The following is a 20,844-nucleotide window of genomic DNA, read 5'->3' as shown; positions in this document are numbered from 1 at the left end:
CACAACAAGGAGAACATATGGCGCGATTGACTGCACTGCCGTCCGAGGGCGGTTCCTGGACCGCACTCCTCGAACGCGAGGACATCGTCCTCATCGGAGGCATGCTGCATCTGCGCCATGACGACACCACCCCCGAGCAGGCTCGCATCGCCGACCTGCTGCTGATCGCCGATTCCCTCTCGGATGCCGGCATCCCCCACCTCCTTATCCGTCACTCGCACGCCGTCCCGGGCCTGGTCGTCGACCTCGCTCACCGCGACCGCGCGATCGCCGCGCTCGCAGACCGGGCCGTCACCGAGCCGCTGTATGCGAAGCCCAAGGGCGGCACGCCGGTGCCGTTCGGGGAACTGCGCCTTCGCGCGTCGGGCCCGTCCTCGGTGCGGGTGTTCCGCCCGCGCATCGCGGGGGAGCTCCGCTACGGCGCCGGCCACGGCGTGCGGGTCGAGTTCTGGCGTTTCGGCCAGGAACTCGTCGAAGCCCCTCACGCCAACGACCTCACCCGGCGCGTCTTCGCCTCGGAGGACGTCGAGCCGGCGACCGTCGAACGGTACGGACGCACGTGGCAGACGCTGCAGGGGATGTTCGCCCCGCATCCGGGCGACGTCACCCACGAGATCGACATGGTCTTCTCCTGGGTCGACGGATCGTCCTCGGAGTTCCAGCGGCAGCGTGCGGCGCAGCTGTCGGAGTACGTCGTCGGCGACGGCGACGACGGTCCCGCGCGCTACCGCCACGTCGACGAGCTGCGCTACGCCCTCCGCAGCGTCCACATGTACGCGCCGTGGGTGCGTCGCATCTTCATCGCGACCGACTCCCCCGCCCCCGCGTGGCTGCTCGACCACCCGAAGGTGACGATCGTCCGCAGCGAGGAGTTCTTCGAGGACACCTCGGTTCTCCCGACGCACAACTCGCATGCCGTCGAGGCTCAGTTGCACCGCATCGAGGGGCTGTCCGAGCACTTCCTGTACTCGAACGACGACATGTTCTTCGGCCGGCCGCTCTCACCGGAGCTGTTCTTCTCGCCCGCCGGGGTCTCGTCGTTCGTCGAGTGCGACGTGCGCATCGGCACCGGGCCCCGCCGTGTGGCCCGCAGCGGCCACGACAATGCGCTGCGTCTGAACCGCGAGCTGCTGCAGGAGCGGTTCGGACGCACGATCGTCCGCGACCTCGAGCACTGCGCGGCGCCGCTGCGACGCTCGGTGATGTTCGAGCTCGAGCGGGAGTTCCCCGAGGAGATCCGCCGCACGGCGGCATCCCGGTTCCGTTCGGCCACCGACGTGTCCGTGACCAACTGCCTGTATCACTACTACGCGCAGTTCACGGGGCGCGCCATCGCCTCCACCGCGCCGCGGGTGCGGTACTTCCAGACGACGCAGGCCGCGTCGCTCCGCCGCATGGAGCGGCTCGCCGAGCGCAGTGACGTCGACATGTTCTGCCTCAACGACGGCGGCGACCTCGAGGTCCCGGAGCCGGTGCGGGTGCGGGCCGTGACGGGTCTGCTCGAGCGTCTCTTCCCCGTCCGCGCGCCGTGGGAGGACCCCGCGGTCAGCGCAGCGCCGGCACGCCCGGTCGAGCTGCACGCGTGACGGAGCCGGTGACGCCCGCCTCGCGCAGGCGTCGCTGAGCCTCATCGGGATCGATGTACTCGAGCGGACGGGGCACGTCGACCGGGACCACCGAATGGACGACCGTGTCGTCGTAGACGTGCACGAGGTTGTACGCCTGAGCGCCGTCCTGCGGCCGGGTGCCGCCGACGGGGACGGTCAGGTCCTGCGCGTAGCACGTCGAGGACGCAACGGACACGGGAATGCCCGCGAACGTCGCGAAGGTCGAGTAGTGCAGGTGGCCGGCGATGACGGCGCGCACGTCCGTACCTCTGACCACGTCGGCGAGGCGACGCTGATCGCGCAGCTCGACGCTCGCGGCGAGCGGCAGGACGCTCGGGACCGGCGGGTGGTGCATCGCGAGCACAGTCCCCAGCGGAGCGGGGGTCGCGAGGACGCCGCCGAGCCATTCGAGTTGCGCATCGGAGAGCTCGCCGTGGTGGTGGCCCGGGACGCTCGTGTCGAGGGTGACGATGCGGAGTCCGTCGAGCTCGTCGACCCGGTCGTAGGGCGCCGTCGGGTCGGCGGCGGTTTCATCCAGGAGGTGCTCGCGGAACGCACCGCGGTCGTCGTGGTTGCCCATGACCCACAGCAGCCGCGCGCCCAGGCGCTCGGCGAAGGGTTCGACCAGCGCACGGATCGCGTCGTACGCGGCGGCTTCGCCCAGGTCGACGAGATCTCCCGTGAAGACGACGGCGTCCGGGGCGACGCCGCTGGACTCGATGGCGTCGAGGGCCGCGGTGAGCGAGGCTTCACCGTCGACGCGGTCGAACAGACGGGGTCCCGGGCCGCGCAGATGCGTGTCACTCAGGTGGAGCAGGATCCGTTCGGCGGCCGGATGCTCGGCGCGGCGCATGGTCACTTCTTCCGTCGGTGCAAGGGCTCGGGTGCCCCCGCCTTGCTCCGAAATGTTACCGGGGTGTTTCGGGAACCCGTGATGAACGACGCGCGAACTCGCTGAGAACGGAGACGCGCGTCACCCCGGGAGCAGATGACGGATGCCGGGCGCTCAGGCGCGGGCGATGCGGACGAAGTCCTCGATCGTGAGTTCCTCGCCGCGCGCCGTGGGTGCCACGCCGGCGCGATCGAGCACCTCGCTGGCTGCGCCGGACGAACCGCCGAGGACGGTGGAGAGCGCCTGGCGGAGCATCTTGCGCCGCTGCTGGAACGCCGCGTCGACGATCGCGAAGGTGCGGAGACGCTCCTCCTCGGTGCCGCGGGCCGCGGCATCCCGTTCGAAGCCGACGAGGACGCTGTCGACGTTGGGGACGGGCCAGAACACCTGACGCGAGACCGTGCCGGCGAGACGCCAGGCGCCGTACCAGGCCGCCTTGACGCTCGGCGCGCCGTACACCTTCGAACCGGAGGGCGCGGCGAGGCGTTCGCCGACCTCGGCCTGCACCATGACGACGCCGCGCTGGATGGACGGGAAGTGCTCCATGAAGTGCAGGAGCACCGGCACACTGACGTTGTACGGGAGATTCGCGACGAGGACGTCGGGTTCGCCGGGGAGCTCGCTCACGCGCAGGGCGTCCTCGGCCACGACGGTGAGCGCGCCGTCGGGCACGCCGTGCGCGGCCGCGGTCGCGGGCAGGCGCTCGGCGAGACGGCGGTCGATCTCGACCGCGGTGACGGGGGCGCCGGTCTCGAGGATGGCGAGGGTCAGCGACCCGAGGCCGGGCCCCACCTCGACGACCCGATCGGCGGCGCTCACGCGCGCGGCGGTGACGATCTTGCGGACGGTGTTGGCGTCGACGACGAAGTTCTGCCCGAGCTTCTTGGTCGGGGTGACGTCGAGGTCGGCGGCGAGGGCGCGGATCTCGGCGGCTCCGAGGAGGGTGACGGGCATGGGTTCCAGCCTAGTTGCCGGGCCTCGCGCCGCCGATCACGGTGACGGACGCACGACCGCCGGTGCGGGAGTGAGCCTGAGGGACGGGCGGGACGAGGTCCGGGCGACGCGTCGTGCATCCGTCGCGCGGACCTCGCCGCCCGGCACCCCGTTCAGCCGCGCGCGGCCTTCGCGGCGGACGGCAGCGCGTCGACGATGCGCGCGGTCGCGGTGTCGTCGTGCGCCGCTGTGACGAACCAGGCCTCGAAGGCCGAGGGCGGCATGGAGACGCCGCCCTCGAGCATCGCGTGGAAGAACCGGCCGTAGGCGTCGGCGTCCTGCGACGTCGCCGTCGCGTAGTCGGGCACGCCGTTCACGACGGACTCGCCGAAGAAGATGCTGAACAGCGTCCCCGCCCACTGCACGACGTGCGGCACCCCGGCATCCGTCAAGGCGGCGGATGCCGCGTCTGCGACGGTGTGCGCGACGGAATCGAGCGTGCGGTAGACCGCGTCGTCGGCGTGCGAGAGGGTCGCAAGCCCCGCGGCGACGGCGACGGGGTTCCCCGACAGCGTGCCGGCCTGGTAGACGGGACCGGTCGGAGCAAGGAGGTCCATGATGTCCTGGCGACCGGCGACGGCGGCGACGGGGAGCCCGCCGCCGATGACCTTCCCGAACGCGATGAGATCTGGGACGACGTGCTCCCCCGCCGCCTCGAGCACTCCGCCATAGCCCGAGCGCGAGGACCGGAAGCCGGTCAGCACCTCGTCGCTGATGAGGAGCGCGCCGTTCCGGTGAGCGATCTCGGACAGGAACGCCGTGAAACCGGATGCCGGGGGCACGACGCCCATGTTGGCGCCGGCGGCCTCGGTGATGATCGCGGCGATCCGGCCCTCGTGGGCGCGGAACACCTCCTCGACGGCGGCGCGGTCGTTGTAGCCGATGACGAGGGTCTGCGCCGCGATGGGCGCCGGGACGCCCGCCGAGCCGGGCAGGGCGAGGGTCGCGAGGCCCGAGCCCGCCTGGGCGAGCAGGCCGTCGGAGTGCCCGTGGTAGTGTCCCGCGAACTTGATGAGCAGGTCGCGTCCGGTGGCGGCGCGGGCGAGACGGATCGCCGTCATCGTCGCCTCGGTGCCGGTCGAGACGAGGCGGATCTTCTCCGCGGCGGGCACGCGCGAGCGGATCTCCTCGGCGAGCTCGGTCTCGGCCGCCGTCGGCGCGCCGAACGACAGTCCGCGACGGGCGGCCTCGACGACCGCCTCGATCACGGCGGGGTGCGAGTGACCGAGGAGGGCGGGACCCCAGCTGGCGACGAGGTCGACGTAGTCGCGGCCGTCGGCATCCGTCACGTAGGCGCCCTGCGCCGACACCATGAACCGCGGGGTGCCCCCGACGGATCCGTAGGCGCGGACGGGTGAGTCGACGCCGCCGGGGATCACTCCGCGGGCCCGATCGAACAGCTCCTGGTTGCGGCTCATGCGAGTTCCTTCCCGGCGCGCAGCCAGTGCGCGACCTCGACGGCCCAGTAGGTGAGGATGACGTCGGCGCCGGCGCGGCGGATGCCCAGGAGGCTCTCGCCGATGGCGCGCTCGCGATCGATGAGGCCGGCGGCGGACGCATGCTCGATCATCGCGTACTCCCCCGACACCTGGTATGCCCACACCGGCACGTTCGAACGGTCCGAGACGCGCGCGAGCACGTCGAGGTAGGGCATCGCAGGCTTGACCATGACGACGTCGGCACCCTCGGCGATGTCCACGAGGGCCTCTTCAACACCCTCGCGGGCGTTCGCGGGATCCATCTGGTATGTGCGGCGGTCGCCCTGGAGGGTCGACTCGACGGCGTCGCGGAACGGGCCGTAGAAGGCGGAGGCGTACTTCGCGGAGTAGGCGAGGATCGCCACGTGCGCGAAGCCCGCGGCATCCAGTCCTGCGCGGACCGCGGCGACCTGGCCGTCCATCATTCCCGAGAGGCCGAGCACGTCGGCTCCGGCGCGGGCCTGCGCGACGCCCATCTCGGCGTAGACCTCGAGGGTCGCATCGTTGTCGACCGAGCCGTCGGCGGCGAGCAGGCCGCAGTGACCGTGATCGGTGAACTCGTCGAGGCACAGGTCGGCCTGCACCGTGAGACGCCCTGCGGCGGCGCGCGCCGCCACCGCGATCGCCCGGTTCAGGATGCCGTCGGGGTCGGTGGCCCCGCTGCCGACCGCATCGCGGACGGCGGGCACGCCGAACAGCATGATCCCGCCGATGCCGGCCGCGGCGGCCTCATCGACGACATCGGCGATCGCGTCGAGCGGATGCTGCGACACCCCGGGCATGCTCGCGATGGGCTGCGAGGAGTCGATGCCCTCCTTCACGAACACCGGCAGCACCAGCTGCGAGGGAACGAGGTGGTGCTCGGCCGCAAGACGGCGGAGCGCCGGGGTGCCGCGCAGGCGGCGGAGGCGGCGGGTGGGGAACGAGGTCATGAGGACTTCTCCGAAAGGACGCGGGCGTCGAGCTCGGCGATCAGCGCGTCGATGCTCTGGCTCTGGGCGGTGTGACCGACGGTGAAACCGAGGGCCGTGGCGTCGCGGGTCGTACCGGGACCGATCGAGGCGACGAGGGTGGTTGCCGGGAGGACCCCGACCTGCCGGCGAAGCTCACGGCCGACGCTCAACGACGTGAGGAGGACGACGTCGATCTCACCGGAGCGGAGCCCCGCGGCAACGGCGGGCTCGAGGTCGACGCCGATCGTGCGGTAGGCGATGCAGACGTCGACGGCGAAGCCCCGTACCTCGAGTTCGTCGCTCACGACGGCCTGGGCGAGGTCGCTCCGGACGACGAGGGCGCGACCGGTCATGGCGGGCGTGCGGGCCGCGCACCACTGGGTCACCAGGGCCACAGCCGACGAGGCGCCGGCGGGGACGAAGTCGACCTCCCACCCGGCGTCCGCGACCGCACGGGCGGTCGCCCGACCGACGGCGGCGATCCGGGTCGTCGCGGGGATCACGATGCCGTGCTGGCGGAGCTGCTCCACGCTGGCGGCGCTCGTGACGAACAGCCAGGCGTACGCACCGTCGGCGAGGGCGGTGAACGCGCGATCGCGCGCGGCCGTGTCGCGCGGCGGCGCCGACGAGATGAGGGGGGCGACGACGGCCTCCGCGCCCCTCGCGTGCAGGTCCGCGCGGACGCGTTCCCCCCACGCCCCCGCGCGGGGCACGAGGACGCGAGCGCCCTGCAAGCCGCCCGTCATCGCGAGGACCCCGCGAGATCGGCGAGGTCGGCGGCACCGCCCTCGAGCAGCTCCGCGACGACGTCGGCAGCGGCGGCATCCGGGTCGATGTGAGGGTCGAGGCGGCGCGAAGCGACCACGGACCGGCGCCCATCCTCGGCGTACACGTGGGCCACGAGGGTGACGGCGTCGCCGTGGTGCTCCGCGTCGATCGCGACGGGGGCGGCGCAGCCCGCCTCGAGCCGGCGCAGCACGGCGCGCTCGAGATTCGCCGCGAGGGCCGTGTCGGCGTCCTCGATCAAGCGGACGGCGTCGGCCACGGCGGCATCCCCGTCGCGGATCTCGACCGCCAGCGCACCCTGCGCGGCGGACGTCGGCCAGTCGAGCACCTGCGTGATCGCGGCGTCGCGACCGATGCGTCGCAGGCCCGCCTCGGCGAGGACGATCGCGTCGTACTGACCGTCGGCGACCTTGCGGAGGCGGCTGTCCACGTTGCCGCGGATGCCCTCGACGACGAGGTCGGGCCGGCGCGCGAGCACCTGCGCCACGCGTCGCGGCGATCCGGTGCCGACACGCGACCCGGCGGGCAGCTCGTCGAGCGACAGCCCGTCGCGGGAGTGCAGCACGTCGCGCTGGGAGGCGCGCACCGGGACGGCGCCCACGACGATGCCGGGGTACGGCGCCGTCGGCAGGTCCTTCATCGAGTGCACGAGGAAGTCGCACTCGTGCCGCAGCAGCGCATCGCGGAGCGCGGTCGCGAACACTCCCGTTCCGCCCATCTGCGCGAGCGGACCCGTCAGGACGTCGCCCTCGCTGGTGATCGGCACGAGTTCGACGTCGCGACCGGATGCCGCGGCTACGGCATCCGCCACGTGTTGCGACTGGGTCGTCGCCAGGAGGCTCGCCCTCGTCCCCAAGCGGAGCGAGGTCACGGCGCGACCCCCGAGAGCGCCGGCTGGAAGCCGAGCCGCTTGTTCTCGCAGCATCCGGGACGGCAGACGTCGTACCAGGGGCCGAGGTCCGTCACCGCGGGGCGCTCTGCGGCCGGAGTGCCCTTCAGCCGCTCCTCGACGAGGTCGACGAGACCGGCGACGTAGGTCCGGTGCGTGCTGGGGGTCGCGGTGCGGACGGCGACGAGGCCGAGCTCCTCCGCGGTTTCCATCGCCTCCGTGTCGAGATCCCACATGACCTCCATGTGGTCGCTCACGAACCCGAGCGGCACGATGAGGACGGCCTTGCGGCCACGCCCCGGGAGCTCCTGCATCGCGTCGTTGATGTCGGGCTCGAGCCACGGCACCTGCGGCGGGCCGGACCGGCTTTGGAAGACGAGCTGCCAGGCGCCCGGGAATCCGAGGCGCGAGATGATCTCCTCGCCGACGGCCAGGTGCTGTGCGACGTAGGCGCCGCCGGGGCCGAACCCGCGCTCGGGAGGGCCGGAACGGTCGGCGTCGGAGGTCGGGATCGAGTGGGTCGAGAAGAGGATCTCGACCTCGTTCGCGAGGTCGGTGATGCCGCGCTCGGCGAGCTCGGCGATGCCGGACCGGATGCCGTCGACGAAGGGCGCGACGAAGCCGGGGTGATCGAAGAACTGCCGAACCTTGTCGATCTGCACATCGGTCTGGTGACCGGTCGCCTCGACGGCGTCCGCGAGGTCTTCGCGGTACTGGCGGCACGACGAGTACGAGCTGTAGGCACTGGTCGCGATGGCGAGGAGCTTCCGCCGACCGTCCGCGTAGGCGGAGTCGATCGCGTCGGTGACGTAGGGCATCCAGTTGCGGTTGCCCCAGTACACCGGCAGGTCCAGGCCGCGCGCGGCGAGCTCGGCGTCGAGCGCCGCCTTCAGCTCGCGGTTGTGCTCGTTGATGGGGGACACGCCGCCGAAGTGGCGGTAGTGGTGCGCGACCTCCTCGAGGCGCTCATCCGGGATGCCGCGACCCGCCGTGACGTTCCGGAGGAACGGGATGACGTCGTCCTGTCCCTCGGGTCCGCCGAAGCCGAGCAGCAGGATGCCGTCGTAGTCGACGGGAGTCGTCGCGTGCGGATCGCCCGCGCGCGCCCCCTCGGTGGCGTTCGGGATGACAGCGCCCTCGGCGACGACCACCCCGGTCGCCCGCGGCGGCTTGGGACGGAACTCCGGGTTCACCGATCCGATGTTCTGCGCACTCACGAGAGCACCTCCGCCAGTTCGTCGATCTCCACGCGCCGACCGGTGTAGAACGGCACCTCTTCGCGGACGTGGCGACGAGCGTCCGTGGCCCGCAGCTCCCGCATCATGTCGACCAGACTGATGGGGTCGTCGCTCTCCAGCGGCAGCAGCCATTCGTAGTCGCTGAGCCCGAAGGTCGACACCGTATTCGCGACGACGTCGCGGAAGACGGCGCCCTTGCGGCCGTGCTCGGCGAGCATGCGGGAGCGGTCCTCCTCCGGGAGCAGGTACCACTCGTAGCTGCGGACGAACGGGTACAGGCACAGCCACCCGCGGGCGTGCTCGCCGCGGAGGTACCCGGGGACGTGACGCTTGTTGAACTCGGCCTCGCGGTGCACGCCCATCGCGCTCCACACGTTGGTGAAGGAGGCGAGCACCGCGGTCCGGCGCAGCTGCCGGAGGGCCTTCTGCAGGGCGGCAGGGTCCTCGCCGTGCAGCCACACCATGAGGTCGGCCTCGGCCCGCATGCCGGTGACGTCGTAGAACCCGCGGAGCGTGACGCCGTCCGCGACGAACCCGTCGGCGACGCGACGCAGGTCGTCGAGGTCGCCCGGCGCCGGAGCGCTGGCGCGGGGCCGCGGCCCGGCGAGGATCGCGAACAGGGTGTAGCCGAGGCCGGGATCGGTCGTCTCGTCAGCGGACATGACGTTCTCCTTCGGTGAGGGTCGGAGCGGACAGCAGGTGGGTGGCGAGTGCGCGGGCGTGCGGGATCACCGAGGCGAGCCCGGTCCCGGCCGCGACGGCTCCCGCGAGTCGGATGCCGCGCGTCGCCGCGGCCTCGGAGACCGCCGCGCGGGCGGACGGCGTCGCCACGGCGTCGGGCCAGGCGACGGGGACGACGCGCCGAACATCGGTCGGCGCGAGGCGGACCCCGGTGAGGGTGCGGATCGCGGCGGCGGCACCGGCGGCATCCGTCAGTTCCTGGTGGCGGCCGTCACGGGCGGAGAGCCGGAGCAGGTGTGTGCCGGCAGGAAGGGCTGCAGCGGCCCACTCCCACTTCGCGTCGACGTGGGTCAGCGCCTTCGCGGCACTGTCGACATCGGGAGCGGCGATGACGCCCGACCCGACGGGGAAGGCGTCGAACGCGTCGGAGACGACCTCGGCGACCACGAGCCCCACGGGCGGAGCCGGCGCGACCTCGACCTGCAGGAGTCCGGCGGCGGCGTTCGGCCCGGTCGCGACGACCACGGCGCGAGCTGCGAGGGTCTCGCCGTCGAGCACGGCCGTCGTCGCTGTGACGGAACGGGCGGGCGCGCCGGTGCGGATGACGGCGCCCGCGCGCAGCGCAGCCGCCTCGAGCTCGGCGGCGAGTCGCCAGAGCCCGCCCTCGACGCCGCGGACGGCGGACCCGGCGCGGACGGCGGGCGCGAGCGCGTCGACGGCGGCCGTCAGCGAGCCGAGCGCCTGCGCCTTCTCCCAGAGGACGGGGTGGAGGGAGGACAGCCGCACGCTGTCGGCGCTCTGCGAGTACACGCTGCGGCAGAGGGGCTCGACGAGGCGGGCGGTGACCCGGACTCCGAACCGGCTCGTGGCGAGATCGGCGAGCGTCGGCTCGGGGCCCGTCGACCAGGGCATCGAGTGCTCCTGCGCCGCCCGACGCGCGCCGGCACGGCCGATGATGCGGACGACGTCAGCCGCGGTCGGGTCGGCGGGCATCCCGACGAGAGCGCGTCGGGGAAGGGGCGCCCGGTCGACCCGACCGGATCGCCGCCGAAAGGCGACGTGCGCACCTGCCGGAGCAGGCTCGACGAGCTGGACGGGAAGCCGCGCGTCGGCAACGAGGTCGGCGACGCCCGACGTCCGGGTCGCGAACGACTCGGCGCCGAGGTCGGCGTCGAGACCGGCCGCCGTTCCGCGGCGCAGCATCCCGCCGGCGTCCTCCGACGCCTCGACGAGGACGACGTCGCGTCCGGAACGGGCGAGCTCCCACGCGATCGTCAGGCCGGCGATGCCGCCGCCCACGATGACGACGTCGTGGGTCACGGCGCGCGCCAGTCGTGGACGGTGCGCACCACCGCCGAGATCGCATCGGGGTCGGCCTCCATGGGGACGCCGTGACCGAGGTTGAAGACGTGCGCACGCGCACCGAGGCCGTCCGCGAGGACGCGGTGCACCTCTGCGGTCCGGACCTTTTCGGGCGCGAACAGCAGAGCAGGGTCGAAGTTGCCCTGCAGCGTGAGGTCGCGACCGATGCGCTGACGCGCGTCGCTCAGGCGCACGCGGTAGTCGACCCCGAGCGCGTCGATGTCGGGCGTCGCCATGTCGGCGAGGATCTCGCCCGTACCGACCCCGAAGTGCACGAGCGGGAGACGGTCGATGCCTTCGGGAAGCGGAAGCGTCCGGGCGTGCTGCAGGGCGGCGACGGATGCCGGGAGCACCGATGAGCGGTAGTCGTCGGGGTTCAGGCCGCCCGCCCACGAGTCGAACAGCTGTCCGGCGCTGGCTCCCGCCTCGATCTGCAGCGCGAGGAAGCGGCCGGTGACCTCGGCGAGCCACATCGTCAGATCCCGCCACGCCGCCGGGTCCTCGTGGATGAGACGCCGCGCGGCGAGGTGATCCTTCGACGGGCCGCCCTCGACGAGGTACGCCGCGAGGGTGAAAGGAGCGCCGGCGAACCCGATGAGCGGCAACGGCTCGCCGCGCTCCTCGGAGAGATCGGCGAGCATCGCCGTCGTGCGACCGACGGCATCCGCGATCGCCTCCCCGCGCTCGGTCACGAGCGCCGGGTCGATCGCCGTCGCGCGGGCGATGTCGGCGGACGTGCGGAGGGGCTCGGAGAACACGGGACCGCGGCCCGCCGCGATCTCGACGTCGATACCCAGGAGCGCGAGCGGAACGATGATGTCGCTGAAGAAGATGGCAGCGTCGACGCCGTGTCGACGGACGGGCTGCATCGTGATCTCGCTCGCCAGCGCAGGGTCGAGGCAGGCCTCGAGCATCGTCCCCTGCGAACGCAGCGCCCGGTACTCCGGCAACGAACGACCCGCCTGGCGCATGAACCAGACGGGGGTGATGTCGGGGCGATCGCCCAGGAGTGCGCGGACGAGTCGCGACTCGCGGGTGCGTGCGGCGACGAGAGGGTGGCTGAGGCCGGGAATGATGAACTCCTCGAATCGGTTAATCGATATACTAGTCGCGATCCAAGGGGGTTCTCCGCACCGTGCTCGTCTGCCTGACCGCGCATCAGCGCTCCACACCGTTCGATTCGCTCGAGCGGCTCTCGACGGTCGGCGACGACCTCGCTGAGCGCCTGTCCGCGGTCCACGACTCGGTGCGCGGCGCCGTCGTCCTCGCCACCTGCAACCGGTTCGAGGCGTACTTCGACCTCGCCGAGGAACCCGACCTCGCCTCGCCCGTCCCCGCGATGGATGCCGCGATGGAGGCCATCGCGGGTGCAGCTGAGATGGACTACCGGTCGCTGCGGGAGAATGTCGACTTCGCCCACGGCAACCAGGTGGCCCACCACCTGTTCACCGTCGCCTCGGGGCTCGACTCCGTCGCCGTCGGCGAAGACGAGATCGCCGGCCAGGTGCGCCGCGCTCTCGAGGCCGCTCGCGGGCGCGGTCTCACGACCGCTCCCCTCGAGCACCTCTTCCAGCGGGCGACCGAGACCTCGCGCGCCGTCAAGAACACCACGCGCCTCGGCGAGTCCGGGCGCTCGCTCGTCCGTCTCGCGGTCGACCTCGTGAGTTCCCGCGTCGACTGGGGCACCGCCCGCGTCCTGCTGGTCGGCACCGGGCGCTACGCCGCGGCGGCACTCGCCGCCCTCCGGGCAGTCGGGGCCACCGACATCCGCGTGCACTCCCGTTCGGGTCGTCAGCGGTTCGCCAACCGCGAGCATCTGGTCCATGTGAGCGTCGAGGACTACGCGGCCGAGGCCGCTGCGGCCGATGTCGTCGTCACCTGTACCGCGACGACCGACACGTTCGCCCTCGAGGCGTTCTCGCACGCGACGGCACGTGCCGGCAGCACGAAGGCGCAGGTCGTCATCGACCTCGGCCTGCCCCGCAACGTCGACCCCGAAGTCGCCCTCCTCCCCGGAGTCGAACTCCTCGACCTCGAGACGATCCGCCTCCACGCCCCCGTCGACGAGGCCGAGACCGTCGGCCAGGCGCGCGAGATCGTGCAGGCCGCCGCCCAGCGTCACGCCGCCGCCCGGCGCGTGCACGAGGTCTCCCCGTCGGTCGTTGACCTCCGCGGGTTCGTCCATGGCGTCCTCGACGAGGAACTCACGCGCGCCCGGCGCCGCGGGGACTCCCCCGAGGTCGAGACCGCCATGCGTCACTTCTCGGGCGTCCTCCTCCACCAGCTCATCGCCCGCGGCCACACGCTCGCCTCCTCGGGCGCCGGCACGGAGTGGGCGGAGGCCATCCGCACGGTCCTGCCGGGCAGTCGGGAGACCGTCTCACCGGACGAGGGCGAACAGCCGTGAGCCCGAGCGTCACGCTGAAGGACATCGCGCGCGCCGCAGGCGTGTCGACGGCGGCCATCAGCCAGGCGCTCAACGACCGCGGCAGCATGCGTCCCGAGACGCGCGAGCGCATCAAGGCGATCGCCGCCGAACTCGGGTACGTGCCCAATCGTCACGCCGCGGCCCTGCGCAGCGGCCGGACCATGACCGTCGGGTTCGTCATGGTCGACGACCCCGAGGCGGACCGGCGCGGCGAACTGCAGCGCGCACGCAAGCTCATCTCCCTGGTCCGCGCCTCAGCCGCTCACGGCTTCACCGTGACCGTCCTGCCCGATTCGAACCCGGACCTCATCTCGGGCACGACCCTCGATGCCCTGTACGTCCCCGACGCCCGCGGGAACCAGCCGCTCCTGCAGGCGGCCATCGCCCGCGGCATCCCGATCGTCGCCGACGACCAGTTCGTCGACGGGTCGCGCGGGCTCAGCATCCGCACCGGGTACGACGCCGCGGTGCGGGCGGGGCTCGACGAGCTCGAGCGCGCCGGGGCTCAGCGGATCGTCTTCCTGACCGAGGACGGCCGGCAGCCCCGCGACGAGATCGGGCGCGCCGCCTACGAGATCTGGAGCTCGGTGCGCGGACGCGAGCCGATCGTGCGCGCCGTCGACCCGTCGCGGCGAACGCTTCCCCGGTTGCTGACCGATGCTCTGGCCGAGGGTGCCGACGCGATCTTCGCGGGCGCCGAGGACGGCCCCGACGTCTACCTGCAGCTCGAGGAGATGCGTCTCGTGATCCCCCGCGACGTGCAGCTCGTCGCGCTGTGCACGACCGATTGCGCCGTGAACCGCCGGCTCGGCGTGACACACGTCTGCATCCGACCGGACCTCGCCGCCGAGACGATGTTCGAGACGCTGCCCGCGGCGCTCCTCGACGAGGGTCCGCGCGTCGTCGATCTGCCGTGGGAACTCGTCGCCGGCGCGACCACGCGGCCGCCGCTGACGGCGAATCTCGTCGCCGCGCAGACCACTCAGTCCGTGAAGGCCCCGTAGACCTCGAGAGTGTTCTGCGCGATCTGAGCGCACAGCTCGTCGAGAGGGACGCCCAGTTCGGCCGCCAGGAATCTCACGGTGACGGGAACGAGGTAGGGCGCGTTCGGACGCCCTCGGTGCGGCGTCGGGGTGAGGAACGGTGCGTCCGTCTCGACGAGGATCCGCTCGAGGGGGGTTACCGCGAGGGCGTCGCGCAGGTTCTGCGCGTTCTTGAACGTGACGTTGCCCGCGAAGCTCAGCCAGTAGCCGCGGTCGGCGCTGTACCGCGCCATGTCGGCATCACCAGAGAAGCAGTGGAACACCGTGCGCTCGGGCGCGCCGCTGCGCTCCAGGGTCTGGAGGACCGCGTCGTGCGCGTCGCGGTCGTGGATCTGCATCGCGATGCCGTGCCGCTTCGCTATGTCGATGTGCGCCTCGAAGCTCTCCACCTGAGCGGGGATGCCGGCGGCATCCGTCCGGAAGAAGTCGAGCCCTGTCTCGCCCACCGCTCGCACGCGGGGCTGCCCGGCGAGTTCGTCGATGACGGCGATCGCCTCGTCGAGACGTCCGGCCGCCTTGTATGCAGGTGCCTCGTTCGGATGGATGGCGACGGCGGCGAGCACAGCGGGGTGGGATGCCGCGGCCCACGCCGACCATCGCGAGGAGTCGATGTCGCCACCGGCCTGCACGACACCCGCCACACCGACGCCCGCCGCCAGGGCGAGCTGCTCCTCCAGTCCGCGCGGCTCGTCGCCGTCTTCGATCTCGAGGTGCGTGTGGTTGTCGTACACCGCCACCGGGAGCGGCTCGGGTGGGTCCGGCCACCGCACGTCGCGCGCGGACTGCTCGCGCTGTCGGACGTACCCGCTCGGGTCGGTCATGCGGTCTGCTCGACGCGGGGGAACAGCGGCGCCAGGGTCTTCACTCGGCTGCCCGCGGGGAGCTGGCCCCAGGTCCCCGCGTCACGGAGCGGCTGAGCGGTCAGATCGCCAAGGGCGCCCAGGGCATCCCAGAGTGTCGCGGTGGACTGCGGCATCACCGGCGACAGCAGGACCGCGAGGGCGCGGAGTCCCTCCGCCGCCGTATACAACACGGTCGAGAGCCGTTCCCGCTTCGCCTCCTCCTTCGCGAGCGCCCACGGCTCGTTCTCGGTGATGTAGCCGTTGAGCTCGTCGACGATCCGCCAGATGGCGGCGATCGCCTCGTCGGGGCGGAACGCCGTCATCGCCGCGTCCGCGGCGGTCGCGGCGTCCGCCACCGTCCGCTGCACCCGCAGGTCGATCTCGGCCGCCTCGCCGGCCGTGGGCACGACGCCGTCGAAGTACCGGCCGATCATGGCGACGGTGCGCGAGGCGAGGTTGCCGAAGCCGTTCGCGAGCTCGGCCTGGTAGCGCGCGGAGAGGTCCTCCCAGGAGAACGAGCCGTCCTGGCCGAACGCGATCGCGGACAGGAAGTAGAACCGGTAGGCGTCCGATCCGAACACGTCGGTGATCTCGGTCGGCGCGATGCCGGTGAGCTTCGACTTCGACATCTTCTCGCCGCCCACGAGCAGCCAGCCGTGGGCGAAGATGCCCTTGGGGACCTCGAGGCCGGCAGCCATGAGCATGGCGGGCCAGATGACGGCGTGGAAGCGGAGGATGTCCTTGCCGACGACGTGGTACGCGGGCCAGCGCCGCTCGAACTGCTCGGGGTCGTCGCCGTAGCCTACGGCCGTCGCGTAGTTGAGGAGCGCGTCGACCCACACGTAGATGACATGCGAGTCGTCCCACGGCACGCGGATGCCCCAGTCGAACGCGGAGCGGGAGATCGACAGGTCCTTGAGGCCCGAGCGAACGAACGAGACGACCTCGTTGCGCGCGGAATCGGGGCGGACGAAGTCGGGCTGCGTCTTGTACAGCTCCAGCAGGCGGTCCTGGAACTCGCTGAGCTTGAAGAAGTAGTTCTTCTCCTGCAGCAGTTCGAGGGGTTTGGAGTGGATGGCGCAGACCTTCAGACCCTCGAACGGACCCGTGCCGTCGACGATCTCGGCCTCGGGCTTGAATTCCTCGCAGCCGACGCAGTACAGCGCCTCGTACTCACCCGCGTAGATGTAGCCGCTGTCGTACAGCGCCTGCACGAACCGCTTGACGCGCTCCTCGTGGCGGGGCTGCGTCGTGCGGATGAAGTCGTCGTTGGCGACGTCGAGGGTCTTCAGAAGCGGGAACCACGACTCTTCGACCAGCTTGTCGACCCATTCCTGCGGCGTGACGCCGTTCGCGGTCGCGGCGCGGAGCATCTTCTGACCGTGCTCGTCGGTGCCGGTGAGCATCCAGGTGTCATCGCCGGACTGTCGGTGCCAGCGCGCGAGCGTGTCCACCGCCACCGACGTGTACCCGTGCCCGATGTGGGGCAGATCGCTCGGGTAGTAGATGGGGGTGGTGATGTAGAAGGAGCCGCCGGAAGTCACCTGGAGATTCTACGGGCGACGCGGCGCGCCGCCGTCGTTCATGACGGGGTCAGGCGCTCGCGCGCGGCACCAGGGTCGTCGGCAAGACGATGGACTGCCCCGGCCCGCCGTCAACGACCTCGAGCAGGACTTCCACCATGCGGCGCGAGATCTCGGTCCACGGCTGACGCATGGTGGTGAGGGGTGGATCGGTGGTCGCCGCCAGACCCGAGTCGTCGAAGCCGGCGACGGCGACGTCCTCGGGAACGCGCCGTCCGGCCTTGCGGAGCGCCGCGATCGCCCCGACGGCCATGATGTCGGATGCCGCGAACACCGCATCGATGTCGGGCGCCCGCCGGAGGAGTCGGGTCATGGCGGCCTCGCCGGCGTCGCTCGAGTAGACGTCCTGTTCGACGAGCGCCGGGTCGAAGCGCTCGCCCATCTCGTCCCGGAAGCCCACCAAGCGGTAGCGTCCGCCGGGGGTGTCGTCGGGGCCGGTGATGATGGCGATGCGCTCGTACCCGCGGCCGACGAGGTGACGCGTCATCTCGCGAGCGGATGCCTCCTCATCGACGGAGACGGTGGGTACGTTCGCACGGTCGCCGAGCGGAACGCCGGTGCACACCGTCGGGACGCCGGCGTCGGTCAGTGCGGCAAGCAGCGGGTTCGATTCGTGCGACGAGATGAGCAGGACGCCGTCGACGTGCCCCGCACGGACGTAGCGCTCGATGTTCGCGTACTGGGAGGGGTACTCCGCGATGAGCAGGACGAGCGTCATGTCGCGGGCGGCGAGGGCCTCCGTGGCCCCGCGCAGCAGGAGGGCGAAGGTGGGGTCGGCGAAGAGCAGGTGCTGCGGCTCGGTCAGGAGGAACGCGACGGAGTTCGCCCTCCCGGTCGCCAGAGAGCGCGCCGCGTGGCTGACGGTGTACCCCGTCGCCTGAATCGCCTCTTCGACCGCGATGCGAGCTTCCTCCGACACCCAGCGACCGCCGTTGATGACGCGCGAGACCGTTCCGTGCGACACTCCCGCGACCTCCGCGACGTCGCGGATGGTGGGACGTCTGCGTTCGGAAGCGAGGACCACGCGCTGACTCTATACCCCGCACCTGTTACCGGTCCCAGCCGCATCGCCGCCGCACCGGACAGAGCCTTCGCGCAGTACCCCGAGATGTTCCCGCAGGCACTCGCGTTCGTCGCGATCTTCCTCATGCTGCTGACCCTCGGCGAGGTGTTCCCGGTCCTCGGGCTCAACTTGAAGATCGCCCTCATCTGCGTCTACCTCGGCGGTGCGCTGGGCGTGAACACGTTCCTCATGTACGGGTTCTTCAACACGATCCCGATGGAGATCGACGAGTCGGCGAAGATCGACGGCGCCACGCACGCCCAGATCTTCTGGCGCCTCAGCATGCCGCTGGTGACCCCGATCCTCGCCGTCGTCGGCCTCCTGGCCTCCATCGCGGCGTTCGGCGACTACATCATCGCGAAAATCGTCCTCGTCTCCGAGGACAACTGGACCCTCGCCGTCGGCATGTTCCAGTGGGTCTCGAACCAGCTGGCGAGCAACTGGGGACTCTTCGCCGCCGGGGCGATCCTCGCGGCAGCTCCCGTGCTCGCACTGTTCCTGTCGCTGCAGCGCTACATCGTCGGCGGATTGACGGCCGGCTCGGTCAAGGGCTGAGCGGCTTCTTCGCCGCGACGGCGGCACGGTAGAGGTCTCGCGAGGGGAGCCCCGTCTCCCGCGAGACCTCGCCGGCGGCATCCTTCAACCGGATGCCGGAGGCCACGAGCGCCTGCACCTGGGCGACGGCGTCGTCCTCGCTGACGGCGCGGACGCTGGCTCCCTCGACGACGACGACGATCTCGCCACGGACACCCTGGGCGGCCCACTCCGCCAGCTCACCGAGCGGGCCGCGGACGACCTCCTCGTGCAGCTTCGTCAGCTCGCGGCAGACCGCCGCGCGACGGTCCGTGCCGAACGCCTCAGCCATCGCGGCGAGCGTGTCGGCGAGGCGGGACGGCGCCTCGAAGAAGACCATGGTGCGCGCCTCGGAGGCGAGCGAACCGAAGATCGTCCGCCGCTCGCCCGCCTTGCGGGGCGCGAAGCCCTCGAACGTGAAGCGGTCCGTCGGCAGGCCCGCGAGCGCGAGCGCGGTGATCACGGCGCTCGGACCCGGGAGCGCCGTCACGTCCACGCCCCGCTCGACAGCGGCCGCGACGACCGCATAACCGGGGTCGCTGACCGTCGGCATCCCGGCGTCGCTGAGCAGCAGGACGTCCTCGGTCACCGCCAGTGCGACGAGCTCGGCGGCGCGCTGCTTCTCGTTGTGGTCGTGCAGGGCGATGAGCCGCGGCCGGTTCGCGATCCCGAGCGCCTGCAGGAGGCGCTGGGTGGTCCGGGTGTCCTCGGCGGCGACGATGGTCGCGTCCTCGAGGGCGGTGCGCAGACGCCCGGTCGCGTCGCCCAGATTTCCGATCGGGGTCGCGGCGAGGATCAGCACCGCCCCAGCATAGGCTGGTCGCCGTGAGCTCGACCGCGGAACCGCTGCTGCCGCCGCTCCCGGCGCGTCCCCGCCTCGATGCCCGCGTGGACGCTGTGCTGCGTCGAGTGAACACGCTTCCCGCCGCGTCCTGGCTGGCGCCGTTGGTCGTGACGGTCCTCGCCGGCATCCTGCGGTTGTGGAACCTCGGCCACCCGCACGCGATCGTCTTCGACGAGACGTACTACGTGAAGGATGCCTGGAGCCAGTGGAACCTCGGCTACGCCGCCACCTGGCCCGACGACGCCGACCAGCGGTTCGCCGGCGGCGAGACCGGCATCTACAACACGGAACCGAGCTTCGCGGTCCACCCGCCACTCGGGAAGTACCTGATCGGCGCGGGCATGGCCCTGTTCGGACCGACGTCGTCGTTCGGTTGGCGGTTCGCCGTCGCCCTCGCGGGCACGCTCGCCGTCCTCGTGCTCTACGCCATCGCCTGGCAGCTGAGCCGGTCGATCGTCTTCAGCACGGTCGCGTCGGGACTCATGGCGATCGACGGTCTCGCGATCGTCATGAGCCGCGTTGCGATCCTGGACATCCTGCTCACGCTCTTCGTCCTGCTCATGGTCTGGTTCGTCCTCGTCGATCGGCGGCGCCATCTCGATCGTCTCGCGCAGGCGATGCAGAGACGGGATGCCGCAGGTCGTGCACTGTGGTGGGGGCCGGTGCTGTGGTGGCGCCCGTGGCTCTTCGCGGCGGGCATCGCCGGCGGCGCGGCGTGCGGTGTGAAGTGGTCGGGCGCGTGGGTGCTGGGGGCGCTCGGCCTCTACGCCGTGGTCAGCGATGCCCTCGCGCGGCGGCGGCTCGGCGTCTTCTTCTGGCCGGCGGATGCCGTCCGCCAGGGCGCCGTCGCGTTCATCGCGTTCGTGCCCGTCGCCGTCGTGGTCTACGTGACGAGCTGGATCGGCTGGCTGAGCACCGACGGCGGGTACGGACGGCATGCGGTCGACGGCACCCCCGCGCAGGGATTCTGGTCCTGGGTGCCCCTGCCGTTGCAGAACCTCTGGCACTACCACGAGACGATCTACACGGCGACGGCTCAGATCACTTCCTCGCACCCCTACGCGAGCCCCGCCTGGCAGTGGCCGCTGCTGCTGCGCCCGACCTCGATGTACGTGGGCAATACGGCGAACGGCGTCGACGGCTGCGTGAGCGCGCGGGGCTGCATCGAGATCCTGTACTCGATGCCGAACCCGATCCTGTGGTGGCTCGGGGTTCTGGCCGTCCTCTGGCTCGCGGTGCACGGCATCCGGACCCGCGATTGGCGTACGGGGATCGTACTCGTCGGTGTCGGGGCCACCTACGTGCCGTGGCTCTTCTACCCCGAGCGGACGATCTTCCAGTTCTATACGGTGCTGATCCTCCCCTTCCTGCTCCTGGCGGCGACCTCCGCACTCCGCGCACTCTGGGGCTCCGGCCGCGCAGCGGCGGGAGCGCGGCTGGCGGGACGGCGGATCGTGCTGACGACGGCGGCGGTCGTCGTCGCTGTGTCGGTGTTCTGGTACCCGCTGTGGGCCGCGATCAGCGTGCCCATGGAGTTCTACTGGATGCACAACTGGCTGCGCGGATGGGTGTGAGTGCGACCGATCAGT

General features: G+C 71.6%; 18 protein-coding genes and 1 pseudogene. 5 read left to right on the top strand and 14 right to left on the bottom strand.

What is annotated here, in order from left to right; all coding sequences use genetic code 11:
* Positions 1-17: 17 nt before the first annotated feature.
* Positions 18-1,586: a stealth conserved region 3 domain-containing protein gene (locus tag BBA86_RS02960; RefSeq protein ID WP_065570216.1), complete on the top strand. Its 1,569-nt coding sequence runs from the start codon at positions 18-20 to the stop codon at positions 1,584-1,586.
* On the opposite strand, the gene BBA86_RS02955 is transcribed toward BBA86_RS02960, so the two are convergent.
* The 10 genes from BBA86_RS02955 to hemE form a co-directional block, all read right to left on the bottom strand.
* Complete coding sequence (locus BBA86_RS02955; RefSeq protein ID WP_065570215.1) at positions 1,546-2,460, bottom strand: phosphodiesterase; 915 nt, start codon at positions 2,458-2,460, stop codon at positions 1,546-1,548. The genes BBA86_RS02960 and BBA86_RS02955 overlap by 41 nt on opposite strands.
* 153 nt (positions 2,461-2,613) lie before the next feature.
* Entirely contained in the window at positions 2,614-3,453 is an 840-nt protein-coding gene (rsmA, locus tag BBA86_RS02950) for a 16S rRNA (adenine(1518)-N(6)/adenine(1519)-N(6))-dimethyltransferase RsmA (RefSeq protein ID WP_065570214.1), read from the bottom strand.
* A gap of 152 nt (positions 3,454-3,605) precedes the next feature.
* Complete coding sequence (hemL, locus tag BBA86_RS02945) at positions 3,606-4,910, bottom strand: glutamate-1-semialdehyde 2,1-aminomutase (protein ID WP_065570213.1); 1,305 nt, start codon at positions 4,908-4,910, stop codon at positions 3,606-3,608.
* Positions 4,907-5,902 (bottom strand): porphobilinogen synthase, encoded by a 996-nt coding sequence (hemB, locus tag BBA86_RS02940; protein ID WP_065570212.1) that lies wholly within the window; start codon positions 5,900-5,902, stop codon positions 4,907-4,909. Before hemB ends, hemL begins: the two co-directional genes overlap by 4 nt.
* A complete protein-coding gene (locus BBA86_RS02935; RefSeq protein WP_065570211.1) occupies positions 5,899-6,669 on the bottom strand; it encodes a uroporphyrinogen-III synthase in 771 nt (256 codons plus the stop codon). Before BBA86_RS02935 ends, hemB begins: the two co-directional genes overlap by 4 nt.
* The gene (gene hemC / locus BBA86_RS02930; RefSeq protein ID WP_411267687.1) at positions 6,666-7,634 is read right to left on the bottom strand and encodes a hydroxymethylbilane synthase; all 969 of its coding nucleotides are present in this window, start codon (positions 7,632-7,634) and stop codon (positions 6,666-6,668) included. The genes BBA86_RS02935 and hemC overlap by 4 nt, the downstream gene beginning before the upstream one ends.
* Complete coding sequence (locus BBA86_RS02925; RefSeq protein ID WP_065570209.1) at positions 7,577-8,815, bottom strand: ferrochelatase; 1,239 nt, start codon at positions 8,813-8,815, stop codon at positions 7,577-7,579. Before BBA86_RS02925 ends, hemC begins: the two co-directional genes overlap by 58 nt.
* Positions 8,812-9,498: a hydrogen peroxide-dependent heme synthase gene (gene hemQ / locus BBA86_RS02920; RefSeq protein WP_065570208.1), complete on the bottom strand. Its 687-nt coding sequence runs from the start codon at positions 9,496-9,498 to the stop codon at positions 8,812-8,814. Before hemQ ends, BBA86_RS02925 begins: the two co-directional genes overlap by 4 nt.
* Complete coding sequence (locus BBA86_RS02915) at positions 9,488-10,837, bottom strand: protoporphyrinogen/coproporphyrinogen oxidase (protein ID WP_223247013.1); 1,350 nt, start codon at positions 10,835-10,837, stop codon at positions 9,488-9,490. Before BBA86_RS02915 ends, hemQ begins: the two co-directional genes overlap by 11 nt.
* Positions 10,834-11,955 carry a uroporphyrinogen decarboxylase gene (gene hemE, locus BBA86_RS02910; protein ID WP_411267694.1) on the bottom strand — a complete coding sequence of 374 codons (1,122 nt, stop codon included), beginning with the start codon at positions 11,953-11,955 and terminating at the stop codon, positions 10,834-10,836. The genes BBA86_RS02915 and hemE overlap by 4 nt, the downstream gene beginning before the upstream one ends.
* A 59-nt stretch (positions 11,956-12,014) precedes the next feature.
* Here hemE and BBA86_RS02905 point away from each other — a divergent pair, with 59 nt between their 5' ends.
* On the top strand, positions 12,015-13,286 hold the full coding sequence (locus BBA86_RS02905) for a glutamyl-tRNA reductase (protein WP_065570206.1): 1,272 nt from the start codon (positions 12,015-12,017) through the stop codon (positions 13,284-13,286).
* Positions 13,283-14,311 (top strand): LacI family DNA-binding transcriptional regulator, encoded by a 1,029-nt coding sequence (locus BBA86_RS02900; protein ID WP_065570205.1) that lies wholly within the window; start codon positions 13,283-13,285, stop codon positions 14,309-14,311. The genes BBA86_RS02905 and BBA86_RS02900 overlap by 4 nt, the downstream gene beginning before the upstream one ends.
* On the opposite strand, the gene BBA86_RS02895 is transcribed toward BBA86_RS02900, so the two are convergent.
* Genes BBA86_RS02895 through BBA86_RS02885 form a run of 3 tightly spaced genes read right to left on the bottom strand, consistent with a single transcriptional unit; the run spans position 14,290 to position 17,799 of the window.
* On the bottom strand, positions 14,290-15,171 hold the full coding sequence (locus tag BBA86_RS02895; RefSeq protein WP_065570204.1) for a TatD family hydrolase: 882 nt from the start codon (positions 15,169-15,171) through the stop codon (positions 14,290-14,292). The genes BBA86_RS02900 and BBA86_RS02895 overlap by 22 nt on opposite strands.
* Entirely contained in the window at positions 15,168-16,736 is a 1,569-nt protein-coding gene (gene metG / locus BBA86_RS02890) for a methionine--tRNA ligase (protein WP_065570203.1), read from the bottom strand. The genes BBA86_RS02895 and metG overlap by 4 nt, the downstream gene beginning before the upstream one ends.
* A gap of 49 nt (positions 16,737-16,785) precedes the next feature.
* Positions 16,786-17,799, bottom strand: a complete 1,014-nt coding sequence (locus tag BBA86_RS02885; RefSeq protein ID WP_065570202.1) for a LacI family DNA-binding transcriptional regulator — start codon at positions 17,797-17,799, stop codon at positions 16,786-16,788.
* Between the two features lie 81 nt (positions 17,800-17,880).
* Here BBA86_RS02885 and BBA86_RS02880 point away from each other — a divergent pair.
* Positions 17,881-18,393: pseudogene (locus tag BBA86_RS02880) on the top strand (ABC transporter permease subunit); the annotation flags it as partial.
* On the opposite strand, the gene rsmI reads toward BBA86_RS02880, so the two are convergent.
* The gene (rsmI, locus tag BBA86_RS02875; RefSeq protein ID WP_065570201.1) at positions 18,383-19,213 is read right to left on the bottom strand and encodes a 16S rRNA (cytidine(1402)-2'-O)-methyltransferase; all 831 of its coding nucleotides are present in this window, start codon (positions 19,211-19,213) and stop codon (positions 18,383-18,385) included. The pseudogene BBA86_RS02880 and the gene rsmI overlap by 11 nt on opposite strands.
* 23 nt (positions 19,214-19,236) lie before the next feature.
* Here rsmI and BBA86_RS02870 point away from each other — a divergent pair, with 23 nt between their 5' ends.
* The gene (locus tag BBA86_RS02870; protein WP_065570200.1) at positions 19,237-20,829 is read left to right on the top strand and encodes a dolichyl-phosphate-mannose--protein mannosyltransferase; all 1,593 of its coding nucleotides are present in this window, start codon (positions 19,237-19,239) and stop codon (positions 20,827-20,829) included.
* The last annotated feature ends 15 nt before the right edge of the window (positions 20,830-20,844 follow it).

Source organism: Microbacterium oleivorans, assembly GCF_001691565.1.
Classification (GTDB): Bacteria; Actinomycetota; Actinomycetes; order Actinomycetales; family Microbacteriaceae; genus Microbacterium; species Microbacterium oleivorans_B.
Note: the sequence above shows the minus strand (reverse complement) of the source record. Positions and strands in the feature narration are given on the sequence as shown.